Below are 17,116 nucleotides of genomic sequence, written 5' to 3' on the forward strand. Positions count from 1 at the left end.
TTTAAGTAACCAACCTGCAAGTTTCGGGGGCCCCAAGGAGTTGGGGAGAAACCACCCGTCGCAGTAAAGCGTGTCCCTGTAAGGGACAAAGCGATCTAAGCACAGCGTCCGGTCAACGCGTCCCCATCCTGCTCCCGCCAACCTTTCCGTGAGTCCAGAGGGCCGGTGCCCTTTGGGGTCCCCCTATAGGGGGATTTAGGGGGTGGACTGCCCTTGGGGTTCGGGGGTGAACGGCCCTCGGGGGTTCGGGGGTAAAGAGCCCACGGGTTTCGGGGATGAACCGCCCTTGGGGTTCGGGTATGGGAGAAGCACCCATGCCAAGGATGAACTAAAAATACGGGGGGCCAGGGGGACCACCCCCTTACCCATGGGGGGTCCAAGGGGCCCTCCCCTTAGCCAAATATCGTGCCGCAGGCACCTAAACAAGGAGTGATCCATTTGAAAGCCATTGTCCGTGAACACATCCAGCAGCTGGACGTCTCCCTCGGGGGAGGCATCGTATCCGAGAAAATCCGTGTCGACACCATCGACAACCCGATGCTCGTCATCGGCCTCGGAGGCACGGGCATCGACGCCCTGCTGCGGCTCAAATACCAGGTCAACCGGCGCTTCAAGCTGCCGCAGGACCCGTTCACGAAGAAGAAGGCCGAGAAGCCGGCCAACATCGAATTCCTCGCGTTCGAGACGAACGAGCACGACCGGGGCAAGCGCTACAAGGGCGTAGGCCTCGATCCGATGACGGAGTTCGTGCTGCTCTCGAACCCGGAGATCGGCAGTGTGCTGCAGAACCGGAGCATCCTCGAGCCGTACATCAAGGAATGGCTGTCGCCGGAGCTGACGATCACCGACGGGATTAACGGCGCCTCGGGGATCCGCCAGGCGGGCCGCCTGCTCCTTTTTACGAAGATCAACCAGGTCGTGCAGACGATCGAACGCAAGATCAAATCACTGTCGGTCGGCACGAACAAGAAGCTGATGGTGTTCATCCTGACGGGCCTCTCCGGCGGGACGGGGAGCGGCTGCTTCCTCGATATTTCGTACATCGTCCGCGGGATTCTGGAGCGGGATTACGGTACGGCGGGCGTCGATAAGGTCGCGCTGCTCGGGTATCTGTTTACCCCGGACGTGAACCTGGCGAACAAGAGCCTGACCGAGCATTCACGCGAATATATCAAAAAGAACGGCTACGCCGCCCTCAAGGAGCTCGACTACTGGATGAACGTGGACGAGCGGGGCGACCGGTTCCGGCAGCAGTACGGGAATATCCTGACGGTGAACTCGCCGATGCCGCCGTACAACCTGGCGCACCTGATCTCGGCGACCAACCTGGAAGGCAAGCTGCTCGAGAATGCGTATGATTACTGCATGAACGTGACGGCGGAGAATATCACGAACTTCATGGCGAGCGAGCAAAAGGCCTCCGGCGAAGAGTTCGCGATCCATGACTATATCAGCAACATCCGCACGAACATCAACCAGATGCCGAAGGCGTATGCGGCGAATTACCAGTACAACATTCTCGGCGCCTCCTCGGCGGTGCTGCCGATCGAAGAGATGACGACGTACCTGGCGTACCGCGTGTTCACCCGCATGGAGACCATGTTCAAGGTCGGCCCGACGCAGGAGGATGTGGAGAAGCTCGCGCACAAGCTGGCGATCGACCCGGATTCGATCCACCGCGCGTTCGACAAGAACGTGCCGGAGCCGCTGCCGGGCTACCAGAACTCCGAGCGCCTCTCCTACACCAACGTGATCAAGCAGCAGGTCGTGCATGTTGACACGGAGCTCGAGCAGAGTTACCTGTCACGGGCCCGCGAGGAGTACATCAAGGCACGCCGGCAGCTGCCGGGCCAGCTCAAAGAAGCGTTCACCGAGCAGGCGACGCGCATGTTCCGCCATCCGGAGCAGGGGCCGTTCTATGTGTCGCGGATCATCCTGCAGGACGGGGGCTACTGTCTCCTGAAGCTGATCTCCTCGTACATCGAGGCGCTCAAAGAGAACCTCTACCGCATTCCGCGGGATATTGACGCTGCCAAGGAGAGCGCGCAGCAGAAGATGACCGAGGCGAAGAGCGCGTTCATCTCCAAGGACCGCAAGAAGGACGCCTATATCGAGGCCAAAATCCAGGAGTACCTGCTGTACGCCGACCGCGAGCGGATGGAGCAGATGATCGAGTTCTACGAGGACCTCTACACGCTGATCAACGACGAGAATTCCCGGATCTACCAGGTATTCACGGAGATTCTTAGCGAGCTGAACAAGATTTTTGAGAAAAACGGATCCATCCTCATGAACGGCGAGGAGTCCGTCGACCACCGCGGCAACAAGACCTACTACTGGAACGTAGTGTCGGTGCCGGACATGTCCAGGCTGATCGAAGAGATGACGAATGAGAAAAATGTGTCCGAGCTCATCCGTGACTTCACGCAGACGCTGCTCGAGAAGTCGAACCAATGGGTGAAGGAGCAGGAAGTGGATGTGGTCTCGTCAATATCGGACTTTCTCACCGAACAGTTCGGCGAGCTCATCACGAAGTCGATGGAAGAGTATCTCGTGATCAAATTCGGCCACGAGGATTCGATCGAGAAGATCGTCGAGCAGAAGCTGGCCTCCCGCCTGTACGAAGAGGCGAAGCCGGTGTTCCACCTGACGAACTCCTCCGGGAACTTCAACTTCCCGTCGTGGGGCTTCGTGTCGGTGCCGGTGAAGGCGCCGAGCATTTTTAAGGGCATCCGGAACTTCCAGGACAATGCGATTGCGAACTCGCGCTTCACGATCAAGGAGAGCGAAGTCAAGAACCGCATCTTCTGGCTCAACACGCAGAACGGGGTGCCGCTGTTCCTCTATACGCCGTTGAAGGTGTATGAAGAGAGCTATGAGCGCACGATTCTCGAGCCGGAGGGCATCGGACGCCATCTGGTGCAGACCGACAAGGTCAACTGGACGTACCTCCCGTCGCCGATCCCGGAGAAGTCCTGGGGCGACACGTACATCAACCCGCGGGTGCGCAGCTACAACGGCGAAGTGCGCGGGGTGTTCGCCACGGCACAGACGTACGGCATTGTCCGGGAGAAAACGGCGGATAACGGCTCGGTCGGCCGCTTTGAGGTGGTACTGACGAGGCCGCTGGAGCTGGAGCGTCGTTTGGCCGCCTACCAGCTGGGACTGGAGGCTGCAAGACCGAACCTCGGCGAAGTCAAAAGAGCGGTGCAGGAGCTTCGCGGACTGGTGGACAACGGGCTGGAAACCGAAGCGGTGAAAGACATCTACGGTTCGGTGAGCGAAGAGATGGCGAAGGAGAACCTGATCCGCTCGCCGGAGCTGCTGAAGCGGGTGCGCGAGGAGATCGCGAAGTACCGCGCGCTGCAGGCGAAGATCGACGAGCTCGAAGCGGTGCTGAACGCCCATCAGGATGAGGAGAAGTTCATCGGGCTCTTCATCGAGAGCCTCTACACGGGGACGATCACCAAGCGTGGAGCACTGTATGTCTACGATCATGACGCGGAAGAAGATCCGTGGGAGCCGTTCGTGAACCTGATGCAGGGCAGCAAGTTCCCGGATTTTGAAATCTACAGCAAGCTCCGCAGTCTGGATCCGAAGCGCCTCAGCCTGCTGCAGCGCAAAGCGTCCAGACGGAGCGGCGAAGTGACGGCCACAGAGGACATCACTCCGCTGGTGGACAAGCTGAAGAGCATGAGCGCGGCTTATCTGGACGCGAAGGCGATGCTGGATTATGACCGCGGCGAATACGTGAACGGGGAAGAGCTCTACCAGTTCTACAAGCAGGTGGCCGGCCGGGTGAACGACATGGTCAGAAGTTTGAAGTAAAAGCCTGAAGCAGGCTGCTGCAGCCTAAGCAGCTGGAAGCTGAGCTTGAAACAGCGGGCCAAGGAAGAAGCAGGCCGGAGCCAAGCCGGGCCGCACAGGCTGGAAACCAAGCGGCTGCCTGGTGAGCCCTCTGCAGCAGGAAACGGCACCAACCGCCGCCTTCCTGCACCCCACCGAAATGAGGAAAAGACCATGAACCAACTACTGCGTGATTTTGCCGCAGCTTATGCCGCCGAGGCGGAGCGCTCGGGGGAACGGGGGGAGGAGCCGCGGAGCCTGCGTCATCCCCTGCTGTTCCTGGTCGTCGGCGACCGCTCGAGGGACGTGCTGGAGCACCTCTATGAAGGCAACCGGCGGAAGTGGAGCAACCACGAAGGGGTTATCTACTTCTATGTGGGACAGGAGGACCCTGCTCCGCGGGAGAACCTCGTGACCTGGAAGCCCCCGGTGCCGGAAGCCGGCGCAGCGGACAAAAAGAACCTGCGCGCCGGAATCTCCCGCCGGTTCTACAGCACGGAGGCCAAGCTGCTCGAGCTGAACCTTCTGGTGCGCGGGCTGCACAACCGCCTGGCGGAGCTCGGCAGGCTCTACGCCTCGCTGGACCGGCTGCACATCGCCGTCGTGACCCGGGCGGACGACCCATACAGCGTGCTCGTGCCCGAGCTGATAACCCTGCTCAGCGTCACGCTGGGCGAGCGGTTCCGCTCGGTGCAGGCGGACGGCTATGCGCTGCTGCAGGAGCGCCAGGAGGGCGAAGACTTCGCCTACGAGGCTGCGCTGGGTGTGGCCTTCCTCCGGGAGCTGGACGCCTGCCAGCGCCGGACGTACCGGTTCGAGGCGAACCTGCAGGTGACCGGTGACGGGCTCAAGCTGCCCGTCACCCACCAGGGCCCGCTGTTCGACACGGCCTATCTGCTCGGCGACAAAGACGAGCGCGGGCTGTTCGCACCCCCGGGCAGGGCAGGTCACATCCTGGCCGAGACCGTGGCGCAGGTCATCCTGCTGAAGAACCGGCGGACCTCCGGCGACCCGGATCCGCGGCACAACGATTACCATCACGGGCAGTTCAAGCAGAACCTGCTCCCGGCGGGGGCGTCGGACGGCCACTATGCGTCGGCCGGCTTCGCCCGCGTGTCACGCCCTAGCGGCGCCATCGCGCTGGCGGTGCTCCAAGCGGTCTACAGCCGGCTGCTGCAGCGCCAGCGGGACCAGGCGGCCACGCCCAGCCAGCGGGAGCTGCTCGAGCTGCTGGAGCTGGACCCCGCCGGGCCGGACGCCGACGCGGGCGCGCTGCTCTCGGGGCTGCCGCATCCCGTGGAGGACATGCACGGGCTGATGAGCGCGCCGGTGCCTGCCGGCGAGCTGCAGCGCATGTCGCTCCGGGATGCGGAGCGTGCCCTCTACGGCGGCCACGCTCACGCCTTCTTCGAGGCGAACACGGCATCGAAGGCCCGGGCGGCGCTGCAGGCGGCCAGGCTCGACCGCCGGCTGGAGCGGCTGCTTGCGGCGAAGGTGACGGACGACCCGCACTACGGGCCGTGGTGCACCTTCGCCTGGACGCAGCCGGACGGCAGGCCGAGCCTCGCGGCGGTCATCCGCGACTGGCGCGCCGAGGCCGAGCGCGAGCTCGCCGGAGCGCTGGCGGATCTCGAGGCCGCCTACGAGGAGCGGGTCTCCTCGCTCGGCGCCGGGCGCTCGTCCTGGCTCGGCGGGCTGCTCGGCGGCGGGCGGGGCACGGCCAAGGCGGCCGCTTCCGCGCTGCTCGGCCGGATCTACGGCCAGAAGCTCGAAGTGCTGCGCCGGGAGCTGAAGGTGGAGCTGCTGCGCAGCTATGAGGACCGGCTGGATGCGGTCCACCGGCGGATGGCGGCCTATGTGCAGCGGCTCCAGTCGCTTGGCGAGCTGCTCCGCGAAGAGAGCCGGCGCTCCATCACGGAGGCCGGCGAAGAGGCCGGGCGCAACATCCCCGAGTACTACGGCCAGGTAGCCGGCGTGATCGAAGCTGAGCTGGAGAGCCGCCGGGGGCCGGGCTTTTATACCGACGAGCGGGGCCTGGGTTCCCTTGCGAGGGGGCTCGAAGAGGGAGACGAAGCGCTGATTCAGCGACTCATCGGCTTCGTGCGCAGGGACTGGTTCCCCCATGCGCTCTTCCGCCAGTCGTTCGAGCAGGAGCTGCTCGAGCGGGCCAACGTGGCGGTTCCTTACGACCACCGTGAGGTGCTGTCGAAGGAGGAGCTGTACCGCGACCTGTACCGGACGCTAGAGAATGAAGCGGCGGTGCGGGCCGACGTGTACCGCTTCACGCATACCCACCGGTATGAGGAGAAGTATTATTTTGGCGACTATGACAGCGAACTGATCCGGTATGCGCTGGAGGCGGAGAGCGGGAATCGTTCTTACAAGCTCGGCTGTGTGCACGAGAAACGGGCGAGCGGGGTGGCCAAGCTCAACCTGATGGGCGGCTTCCGTCTCAGCGACCTCATGTACTATCGGAGTGGATTGCGTTACTATGATACCTATACGGCCGGCGGCTACGCCTTTCATGGCACGGCGGTGCCGGTGCTTCAGGAAGTACCTGAGGGCGGCAGGCTGCCGGAGGAAGAGAAAGGAGGGGCCGTATGACATCACGACGCCTATGGAATCCCCTGCTGACGGTGTTTTGTCTGATCGGCGGCGGTGCGGGCTTTCTGGTTGGTGAATGGCTGCTTTCCCGTTATCAGGGGGGGCTCCACGAAACGCTGCTGATGGGGATCTACTTCGGCCAGCTGGCCTTGTGGATCGGCCTCGGCGCTTTGCTGGCGGAGACCCTGTCCCCGAAGCTCAACGGGCAGAACTGGCGCCAGCGTTATGCTTCCGACGGCTGGAAGCTGCTCGTTCCCGCAACGCTGCTGATGCTGTTTGCCGCGGGGACCTTGTTCCAGTGGGGCTACGGGTTCCAGCCGGAGAAACGCCAGACGCTGCGGGATTATGTGCTGGTGCTCGACATCTCGGCGAGCATGAAGCGCAATGATCCGCAGGAAGAGAGCCTGCATGCGGCCCAGTCGCTGATTCAGCGGATCGACGAAGGTACGCGTTTCGGCGTGCTGACGTTCAACGAGAAATTCTCCTGGGTGCAGCCGATCACGGAGCTGAAGGATGCGGCGGCGAAGCAGGACCTCAGCACGAGGCTCGGGGAGGCGGCCAAGCCGAACGGCGAGACGGATATCGGCCGGGCGCTGACCGAGGCGGCCCGGGGCATGCAGGAGGCTGGAACGCCGCCCCAAGCGGGAACGGTCATCCTGTTCTCGGACGGGCATTCGCCGATGGATGTCGCCTCCGTCACCGCGCCGTTCGTCCAGAACGGCTTCAAGATCCACACGGTCGGCCTGGAAGGCGCCGACGAAGAGGGCGGCCGCCTGCTGCAGAGCATTGCGGTGGCCGCCGGCGGTACGTTCCAGCAGGTGAAGAGCGCCGAGCTTCTCAAGGAAGCGATCGGCAGCCTCTACACGGAGCGGAAGACGACCTGGCACCTGATGGGCGAGCGGCCGGAGGGCACGATGGAAGGCCTGTTCCTTCCGATCCTGCGCACGGTTCTGTTTCTGCTGCTCGGCGCGCTGCTCGGGCTGGCGCTTGGCATTGTGTTCGACAACCGTTTCCTCGCCCGGAGCTTCCTGGCCGGGGGAGCGGTCGCCGGTCTGCTGGCCGGACTGCTCCTGGAGTACGGCCTGCCGTCCGCGGATTCGTGGCTGGTCCGCGGGGAAGCGGATCTGGTGCTGGCGCTCGTGCTGTCCCTCTCCACGCTGATCTTCGGCGTGGCCCAGGGCGGCTCGAACGCGGGCTTCCGCGGGAGCCGTACGCGTGAGCTTCCGGAGCGCGGAGGCGAGTACGGACGCAGCCGTACGCCCGGAGGCGGGAAGCAGTTCCGGTAGCGTCCGGAGGCTGCATGGAACTTGAGTCGCAAGGAGAGAGGCGGGCTTATGCAGTGGCAGGAAGGGTCTGAAGGGCAGCGCATCACGAAGGCATCCTCCCTGGTGGAGGATGCCCGCTGCATCGTCACCTGGCAGTGGCCGAAAGACATTCAGTATGTGTACATCTACAGCTTTGCTTCCGGGGAGGAGGACCCGCCCGAAGGGCTGACCGCCAGGGAGCTCAAGCTCTATACGCGGGAGGAATACAAGGTGCATGGAGGGTACCGGGTACCGGCCGATTTTACCGGCGCCCGGTGCTTCCGCATCTTTCCCTGCGTGATGGGGGCGGGCGGGCTCTCGCCGGTGAGACAACTTGATGCCGGCAACCTGACCCGCCTAAGCGGAAGCAGGGCGAAGATCCGCTGCTCGGTCGAATACGGGGCGAGCCTCTTCAGCCGCCACCGTCCGGTGCGGATCCGGCTGTTCTGCGAGGTGCCCGTGCCCCGCGAAGCCTTATGCTACGTGAAGAAGGAAGGCGGCGTCCCCTTGAACAAGGATGACGGGACGGTCTACCCGCTGGTCAGTGATCTGCCGGCGGGCCGCACGGATCTGCCGGAGATCCGGATCGGGCGCAGCGAACGCATCCGGATCTTCTTCACGGACGGGCCGAAGTACGGGGAGCTGTTCGAGATCGTCCCGGAGTAGAAGGATCATTACTGGCAGGAGAGGAGGGAAACCCATGCTCGGTTTCATCAAAGGGCTGTTCGACAAAAAGCCCGCGCCGCCGCAGCGGCCGCCGTACTACAGCATCGTCTGCCCGCACTGCTTCTCGCGCTTCGAGCCCGAGGAGGTGGTCTTCCGGGCGGGGCATACGAAGGAGAACGACAGTGAATTCGCGCTGCAGGAGGACGAGAAGCTCAATGCCTGGCGGCGCAAGTTCCGGCTCTCGCAGCCGGATATGGAGGCGGTGATCGAGCCTTCGACGATTCCGCCGGAGAACCGGACCTACACCGAGAACGTGCTGACTGCCGTCACGGACCGCTACGGCGTGCTGACGCGCAGGCGGCTGTGTCCGGGCTGCCACAACGAGCTGCCGGTCTCGGCCGGCCGGACGCCAAGCAACATCATCTCGATCGTCGGTGCATCCCAGGTCGGCAAGTCGGTGTATATGACCTCGCTGATCCACACGCTGCAGACGACGACGGCGGCGAATTTCGACGCCGCCTGCATGCCGCTGACTGCCGACATTTCCCGCAAATTCCGGCAGAACTATCATGAGCCGATCTTCGAGCGGGGCACGATGCTCGGCTCGACGAACCCGAATGAGCAGCAGGAGCCGTTCATTTTTCAATTCGTCTTCAAGGACAGCCGGCGGGCTCCGCTGACGCTCGTATTCTTCGACGTGGCGGGCGAAGGCATGGTCGAGCGCGATTATCTTGACATCTATGCTTCGCATATTCAGAACTCATCCGGTATTCTGTTCCTGGTCGACCCGCTGCAGATCCGCACGATCCGCGACAAGATCCGGCTGAATGTGGGGGAAGAGGAAGGCGAATTCGCGAGCCGCTACGACGAGCCGCGGGAGGTCATCATCTCCTTGTTCGAGAATTTCATCGCGCATCAGCAGGGGAGCCGGACACCGATTCCAACTGCGGTCGTACTGACCAAAAGCGACATGCTGCAGTATCTCAAAGAGGACGACAGCGAATACATCCAGGGGAACAGCAACGTCTTCCGGCCCGTCGTTCATAAGGGCGCGCTGAACCAGACGGAGTTCGAGAATATCAACGGCGAAATCCGCCGGTTCATCGAGAGAGTCGACCGACCGTTCGTGGATGCGCTTGACGTCTATTTCGAGAATACCGCCTACTTCGCGGTCTCGGCGCTCGGCACCAACCCCGTGAAGGGGCAGGTCGGGGGCGTGATTCAGCCGCTGCGGGTCGACGAGCCGTTCATCTGGCTGCTGCAGCAGCTTCAGTATATCGATAGGAGAGATGTGTAGTGTACCGGGAGCAAGGCATACAGCAGCAGGTCTTCACCAGGGACCGGGAAGGCGTGTTCCGGACGAATGAAGGGTTCGACACCGTGGCCAAATCCCCGGGGCTGGAGGCTGCTTTCATCAAAAACTCGCTCCACCCCTACTGCGTGTACAAAGCGCCTCAGGAACTGCTCGCCCGGGGAGAAGCGGAGGCGGACCGGTATCCGGCCGCCTTCGGCGTGTTCCGGACGGAGAGCGGGGAGCTGGTCCTCGGCCGGACGCTGTATGTTCCGGTCGATTTTACGGGCCAGCGGAGCGCCTTCTTCACGCACCAGTTTGTCGTGCCGGCCCAGCGGGCGGAGGACTGGGTCCGGGAGCCGGCGCGTCTCTTCCATGTCACGGGCTTCCGCAGCTCCTACGATATCCAGGAGGGCAAGGAGCTGCCCGAGCTCATGGATATCGAATATGATACGGAGGCCGGGCCTCATGAGGTGGACGAGCTGCTCGCCCGCACCGGCTTTGGCCGGGAGAGCTTCCGCCAGCTCCTGCATGCAGTGATGAGCTCGCCGTTCACCAGGCGCAAGGTTTACATCGCCCTGGATGCGGAACCCGCTCAGGCGGCGGAGGATGCGAAGCGCCTGATGGAGCTCGTATATGGCTGCCTGCCCTATGCCATCCGGCGGGTGCTCGGCTTCCTGACGTACAGCCAGGAGCCGGAGGGCAAGGCGGACATCCACGTCACGTTCGTGGAGCGTGGCAGCCTCAAGCAGCCGGACCGGCAGCTGGAGAAGGATATGCTGTTCGACATGCCTGGTGGCCGGATTACGGGGGCGGAGCTGCCGCCGGAAGACCATCCTTACTTCAGGCATGTCTGGCAGCTCCGGCATGATCTGCACCGGCTCGAGTCCCTGCTCGACTTCTGCGAAGAGGCGCTCCAGGGACTCGAGCCGGGGGCGGCACTGTCGGTAGCGAATTATGGCGAGCTCTGCACGCTGTACGAGATCGAGCAGGGCCGCGACAGCCTGTACGCGGCTGACAGCTTCGGGACGATGGAACGGATCGTGAGCTACCTGCACCCGGTGGAGGCGGCCAGCGGGAAGGTGAGGCTTCATCAGCTGTTCCAGCGCCTGTTCCGCAAAGAGACGGGCGACAGCAGCGGCCGGACGCAGGCCGACTATGTCGGCCTTGTAGTGAAATACAGCGGGCTGGCCGGCGATGCGGTGCAGCCCCAGCTCGCCCGCGGCTTGTCTTATCTGCTGGAGCGGGCCGCCAAGCAAGAAGACGACCTGACCGGGGGTGTGCTGCCCCTGCTAGAACCGCTGCAGGGGCACGACGCCCTGCTTAGGGATGCCTTCGAGGAGCTGTATGAGCGCAGTCCTGCGCTCGTCCAGCGGATTGTGGCGGGCCGCCTCGAGATGACATCCAGCGCCAAAGGCTTTGTCCAGGAACTGGGCCTTCTGCTGAACGCCGCCGGCGGGGTGCCGATGCGCTTCTTCGCCGAGGAGTCGCTGAAGAAGGTGCGGCAGCTGATGCGGGGGGACGCCAGACGGCGGACGGAAACCGCGCAGTCCTTGTATACCGCCGTGGATGAACTCTCCCGCCGGGAAGGGGCGCGGTCTTATGCGAGCCTCTGCGAGCTCATCCTGCTCGACATCCAGCTGTCGCTGCTCGAAGACCTCGAGCCGGACAAGCTGACCTACGAGGACATCGTCCGTCTCGATTTCATGCTGGCTTCGCCGCGGCCCGAGCTGCTGCCTCATCTCGACACGGGGATGAAGCTGACGCTGGGCTGGCTGAGTGCCGTCTTCCGCGTGCTCACGCTGGAGCGCGGAGGGGAGGGCACGGCGGCCGCCGCCATGGAGGGGCTCGGGCCATGGGAGCTGGAGCGGGTGCAGAGCGTGCTGAGGCGTGCGCTCGAAGACCGCATTACGGCAGAGCATTTCCCGAGAATTCCGTATGCTTTCTACCACCCTGACAGCGAGGTCGGAGCCGGGGCCGCCGGAAGGGCGCGCTTCGAGTTCGGGGCGATGCTCGATTATGTGTCCTCGCACAGCCGGGGCACCGGGGTCGTGTATGACTTTATCGCATGGAGCGCGGGGGATGAGCGGTTCGCCCCGCCGAAGGCGGGAATTGATCCGCACTACCGCGCGGCCCTTAGCCGCTATTTCGAGGGACAGGGGGAAGGAGCTTTCCGCCAGAAGGACGTGAAGGACCGGCTGCTCCGGGTGCCGAACGAGGCATTCCAGCGGGTCTTCCGGGAGGCTCGCCAGCAGCAGGCTCCGGCTTGGCTGCGGCTTGTACTGAGCAAGCGCCGGACGCTGATCCTGGCCGGCGTGCCGCTGCTTCTGCTGCTGATCGTCATCACGGCTTACGGCAAGGCAATGATGGGGGCGATCCTCCAGCCTGCGCCGGAGCTGAAAGTGGAGAAGGTGCCGGATACATCCCAGACCGGGTTCGTCACCGTGAAGGCTCAGGCGGCGGACGAATACGATCCGAAGCCCAAGATTTATGTGAATGAAGTGCTTGCCGGGGAGAGCAGGATCACCAAAGAGATTGCGCTGGTTTCCGGTGGCAATGAGATTGTCGTGAAGGCCGAGAACAAGTACGGCGAGTTCAGCGAACCGTTCAAGCTGACGGTGCAGTTCGAGGCGCCGGCTCCGCTGCCGGCCATCCCGGTGGAGCAGCCGGCAGGACCGAGCCTGCCGGCTTCAGCCAAGGAGTCGACGCAAGCTCCGGCAGGTCCGGCGCTTCCGGGAACCTCTGCGGGCAAGTCCAAGAACCAGACTCCTTAATCTGCTCGGCATACCGGCATATATTATTCTTTTCATTTGGCTGCAGGCTGCCCTTGAGCCTGTTCTTTTGAGAGCCTGTCACCTTCCTTTGAGGTGGCAGGCTTTTTGCCGTGCCTCGAGCCAGCATCCTTATACCGCCTCGGAGCATCGTCCTTGCATCGCCGTCCGCTGCCCTTGACGATCCTCTTTCTTTTCTGTCATTTGCAGGGCAAATTTCCCGGGAAATCGACACCTCAAGCAAATAAAGGAAATGGGGGTCGAAGGAGGAGAAACGACAAAAACAACGAATACATATTAGGATAATAGACCTAATTCGCTGATTCTGCCTGCATGTCCATGTCCCGTTCATGCCTGCTCATCCTTGGGCAGAATGGCTTGCTTTACATATTGGGGAGGTTTACATCTTGATGCTGTCACAATCGTCTGCTCCCGTACTCATCTTTCTGCTGCCTGCTTTCGCTCTCTTTTATATTGCCGCAGAGATTTATCTGCGGCATCCGAAGCATCCCTCGAACCGGGCGGCTTCCGGCTTCATTCTCTGCTTTGTCGTCATCTTTACGGCCTTTTACTTGTCGATGGTGATGTCTCTGGAGAGTGCCAGGCGGCTGCATTTCCTTGTCATTGAGCCGGCCGCTTTTTTAAGCGCGGGCCTCGGCATGAAATTTTATTTGTCGGTCACCCGTCTTGAGGACCGCCTCTCCCGTCCGCTGAGAGCGGTGCTGTACTTCTTCCCGGCGGCAGCGGCCTTCGTTCTGCTTCAGGTCTCGGGAACGCTTCTGGTCGATGTTGTCGAAACCCCGGCCGGCTGGCGTTTTTCCGAATACGGTGTCATCTTCGGGATCCTGGTGTCCAGCCTGCTGCTGTATATCAGCGCGGGGACGCTGCTTCTCCTGTATGCTCTCCGGAAGGCCCAGTCGCCGAAGGTCCGCGCCATGTATGCCCTGCTGCTCGGCAACAGCGTCTTTTCCATCCTGTGGGGCTTCGGGATCGCATTCTGCTCTCGCTGGGTGGAAGGGCTGTCTTGGACCGTATCGCTGGCCTTCCACTGTACGATCGTATGGGCGGTCACCGTCCGATATGTCGTGCTCAAGTATGATTTTCTTCCCCACATCTCCCGCAAGTTCGAGGCCCTGTTCAATCTGTCGCCGTTCGGGATCGCTCTGCTTGACGAGAAGGCGGACATCAAGGAGATGAACCCGGCTGCACGCCGCATGATGGTCCACAACGGGGGGGACGGGACGGAAGTATCCGTGCTGGATGTTCTTCCGGCAGCCCACCGGCTGGCGGCACTGAACAAGTATCGCGTACGCTTCGCCGCCCCTGAAGGAGAGAGCGGATTCGAGTACTCGATGCTGGATGTCAAAGGAGAGAAAAGGACGGTGGTGGTCGAATCGGACTTTCTCGAGGTGGACGGGGAGCGCCTCATGCTGCTGATTATTCGTGACATCACCGAAGAGAAGAAGCGGATGGCGGAGCATCTGGAGGCGAAGGACCGCTACCGGGAGATGGCCGAGCTGCTGGAGGTGGTCTCCCGCACGACGAATGACGGGATCTGGGAGCTAGATATCGAGACGAATCGGCTGCGCTTTGGCATTCTCGGGGGACAAGAGCTTGGGGGCCGTCAAGGGACGGACATGAGCATGGCCGATATCATGGACTTCGTCCATCCGGAGGACCGGGCGGCCGTGCAGGAGATTTGCGAGTCGCATAAGCTGCGCGGTACTCCATTTGAGTGCGAATTCCGCTTCCTGAACGAGGACGGCACCTACAATTGGGTGTACTGTGCGGCAGAGGCCACGAGGGATGAGCAGGGACGGCCGGTGCGTCTCATCGGCTCCATCAAGGATATTACAGAGCGCCGCCGCTCCCAGGAAGAGATTGCTTATCTGGCTTATCATGACAGCCTGACCGGACTGCCGAACCGGCTGCGGTTCCACAAGTGTCTGTCCGAGGCCCTGCAGGAGACGCAGGGGCGGGACAAGGGCGCTGCCGTCCTGATGCTGGATCTCGACCAGTTCAAGCTCATTAACGACTCGCTCGGTCATCACACGGGCGACATTATGCTGCAGTACGCTGCAGGGGAGCTGCAGCGTCTGCTGCGTCCGGGGGATCTGGCTGCGAGGATGGGCGGCGACGAATTTGCCGTCCTGCTGAAGGACATCCAGCACAGTGACGAAGCATTGGCTGCGGCGGAGGCCATCCTGAGCCGGTTCCAGCAGCCGCTGCGCGCCGGGGATCTGGAGCTTTTCAGCACGGCGAGCATTGGAATCGCCTTCGGGCGGGGCGGCGAGACAAGCAGCGACCTGCTGATCCGAGGAGCGGATATGGCCATGTATACCGCCAAGGAGCAGGGAAGAGACCGCGTAGCCGTCTATACCCCCGGCATGACCGACATGGTGAACGAACGGATGGAGCTGGAGAACGGACTGCGCCGGGCGCTGGAGCGGGGGGAGTTCGTCCTGCACTACCAGCCGCAGACGGATGCGGCCACCGGCCGGCTTGTCGGTATGGAGGCCTTGATCCGCTGGGAGTCGCCGGAGCAGGGCAGGGTATCGCCAGACCGCTTTATTCCGGTGGCGGAGGAGACCGGGCTCATTGCCCAGATCGGGGCCTGGGTGCTCCGAACAGCCTGCAGGCAGAATTGGGAATGGCAGCAGATGGGATTGCCCAAGGTCACCGTATCGGTGAACATCTCGGTACTGCAGCTCAAGCGGCCTCCTTTCGTCGAAGAAGTCCAGGCGGTTCTCAAGGAAACGGGGCTTCATCCGCAGTATCTGTGCCTGGAAGTAACGGAGAGCGTCGCGTTCCGGGACGAAGCCATCATGGAGGTGCTTGGGCAGCTGACCGCCCTTGGGATCCGCATTGCCATCGACGATTTCGGTACGGGGTATTCCTCGCTCTCGCTGCTGAACCGGATGCCGGCCCACATTCTCAAGATCGACCGCTCCTTTATCTCCGGGCTTCCGGAGCAGCCGTCCTCCGTTGTTCAAGCGATGATCTCCATGTCCCATCACATGAATCTTGCCGTCGTGGCCGAAGGGGTGGAGACGGAGGAGCAGCTTCAACTGCTGCGGGCGCTCGGATGCGACGAGATCCAGGGCTATTACATCTCGCCACCCCTGCCGCCGGAGCGTTTCGTGCAGTTTCTCTCCGATATCCGGTCCGCTTAAGCACGCCCAAAAAAATTTTGAAACGCAAGCAAGGCTGCCCCGTAATACCGGGTGCAGCCTTTTGGGCGTGGCGCGTATTTGTTCTATCTGAAAGGCTTTAGGGGAGCGTACGCCGCCTTTTCCACAAAAAGTTGTTGACAATTTGTAATAATTTTTTAAGCTTAATTTAATGATCGTAATTTATCCTAATAGTAATGAGCCAATTTGATAAAGTAGGGACGGTGTTAGGGATGAAAGTGTTCGTGACCATTCAAAACAAAGAAATCCCCGTTTTCGCCGACAGCTTGAATAAGAAAACGTTGAAATTGCTGAAAACGGCGCTGGATAAGAAAGTCCAAACCGGGAGACGTACACTCAAGAAGTGCCTGCAAACCTTGATCAGTATCGAAGTGGTCGGCTGTGAAGCCATTCTCCACTCCCTGAACGAGAAGGATTCGCTTGCCCTGTCTCTCTACTAGAGAGACTTTTTCATTATATGGGACAATGGTCGAAATCATGACGGAAAGGCGGAAGCCGCGGGATGTACCCGGGCTTCCGCTTTTTTTTGTGTTGTCAGGCCCCGTGCCCGGCCTTCTGTGCCGGTTACGCCTGTTCGGCAGCAAGACCCGTCAGGCCGCCTCCGCTCCGGTAAGCCCCCGGAGAAATTCCGTACTTCTCTTTGAACACGCGATGAAAGTACGTATACCCGCCAAAACCGCAGGTCTCCGCGATCTGGTCGAGGGTCATGGAGGTATACTTCATTCGTTCGAGTGCGGCCGTCAGGCGGATTTCCTGGGCGTATTCCATCATAGTCTTGCCGTAGCTCTCTTTGAAAAGATGCACGGCACGGGAGACGCTGAGCCCGGCGTGGCGGGCCACCTCCTCCACCTTGAAGGTGCGTGTCGCGTGCTCCTCGATGAACCGCTTCATGCGCGTGACGCTGAAGGGCCGGCCGCTGACCGGCGCCGTGTCCGTGGCGGCCCTCTCGAGATAGAGGCAGAGGGCTCTCAGCAGATAGCCGGTGAGCTCGGGGCTGCCTCCGTCCTCAAGCCGGCGTTTCTCGGCGATAATCTGCTGCCAGAGGCCGAGGAGCTTCTCGTCCAGGTCGATGCGCGTGACGGCGGCCTTCGGGGAACGCTCCCACCATTCGGTCACCCAGGCTCCGTCGCAGCCGATATAGTAGTCGCCGGAGGAGATGAGGGAGCCTTTGGAGCCGGCCGCCCGTTCCTCGATCCGCAGCTCGTAAGTGTCTCCGGGCTTAAGGAGCAGCAGGTCGCCCTGCTCGAGCTCATAAGTCCTGCCTCCGGCCACCACAGTGGAAGAGCCTTCGGTCTGAATCCGGAAGAGATAGGAGGGAACGCCGTGCTTATAATGCGTGTAGAAGCGCTCCCGGTGGTAAGAGTATCCGCATAGCAGTACGTTTGCCGTCATGTCGACTTTGATTCCCCCGCAAATTAATAGCAAAATCGTTGATGTTTCGAT

Annotated in this window: 9 protein-coding genes; 8 read left to right on the forward strand and 1 reads right to left on the reverse strand. The window is 61.9% G+C overall.

The window, feature by feature from the left end; all coding sequences use genetic code 11:
• Window positions 1-438 precede the first annotated feature (438 nt).
• The 8 genes from ACP26L_RS04525 to ACP26L_RS04560 all read left to right on the forward strand — a co-directional run bounded on the left by ACP26L_RS04525 (window position 439) and on the right by ACP26L_RS04560 (window position 16,113).
• A complete protein-coding gene (locus ACP26L_RS04525) occupies window positions 439-3,828 on the forward strand; it encodes a tubulin-like doman-containing protein (protein ID WP_426451380.1) in 3,390 nt (1,129 codons plus the stop codon).
• Window positions 3,829-4,020: 192 nt separating this feature from the next.
• Window positions 4,021-6,450 carry a hypothetical protein gene (locus ACP26L_RS04530; RefSeq protein WP_426451381.1) on the forward strand — a complete coding sequence of 810 codons (2,430 nt, stop codon included), beginning with the start codon at window positions 4,021-4,023 and terminating at the stop codon, window positions 6,448-6,450.
• A complete protein-coding gene (locus ACP26L_RS04535; RefSeq protein WP_426451382.1) occupies window positions 6,447-7,736 on the forward strand; it encodes a vWA domain-containing protein in 1,290 nt (429 codons plus the stop codon). Before ACP26L_RS04530 ends, ACP26L_RS04535 begins: the two co-directional genes overlap by 4 nt.
• A gap of 48 nt (window positions 7,737-7,784) precedes the next feature.
• A complete protein-coding gene (locus ACP26L_RS04540) occupies window positions 7,785-8,420 on the forward strand; it encodes a hypothetical protein (protein ID WP_426451383.1) in 636 nt (211 codons plus the stop codon).
• Window positions 8,421-8,454: 34 nt separating this feature from the next.
• Entirely contained in the window at window positions 8,455-9,717 is a 1,263-nt protein-coding gene (locus tag ACP26L_RS04545) for a TRAFAC clade GTPase domain-containing protein (protein WP_426451384.1), read from the forward strand.
• Window positions 9,717-12,485: a hypothetical protein gene (locus ACP26L_RS04550; protein ID WP_426451385.1), complete on the forward strand. Its 2,769-nt coding sequence runs from the start codon at window positions 9,717-9,719 to the stop codon at window positions 12,483-12,485. Before ACP26L_RS04545 ends, ACP26L_RS04550 begins: the two co-directional genes overlap by 1 nt.
• A 407-nt stretch (window positions 12,486-12,892) precedes the next feature.
• The gene (locus ACP26L_RS04555) at window positions 12,893-15,655 is read left to right on the forward strand and encodes an EAL domain-containing protein (RefSeq protein ID WP_426454816.1); all 2,763 of its coding nucleotides are present in this window, start codon (window positions 12,893-12,895) and stop codon (window positions 15,653-15,655) included.
• A 230-nt stretch (window positions 15,656-15,885) separates the two neighbouring features.
• Complete coding sequence (locus ACP26L_RS04560; RefSeq protein ID WP_426454818.1) at window positions 15,886-16,113, forward strand: 3-dehydroquinate dehydratase; 228 nt, start codon at window positions 15,886-15,888, stop codon at window positions 16,111-16,113.
• 124 nt (window positions 16,114-16,237) lie between these two features.
• Here the strand turns inward: ACP26L_RS04560 and ACP26L_RS04565 are convergent, their stop codons facing one another.
• Window positions 16,238-17,065, reverse strand: coding sequence for an AraC family transcriptional regulator (locus ACP26L_RS04565; RefSeq protein ID WP_426451386.1), 828 nt, complete (start codon window positions 17,063-17,065; stop codon window positions 16,238-16,240).
• Window positions 17,066-17,116 lie beyond the last annotated feature (51 nt).

The organism is Paenibacillus sp. S-38, assembly GCF_049942825.1.
In the GTDB taxonomy this organism is placed as follows: Bacteria; Bacillota; Bacilli; order Paenibacillales; family NBRC-103111; genus Paenibacillus_G.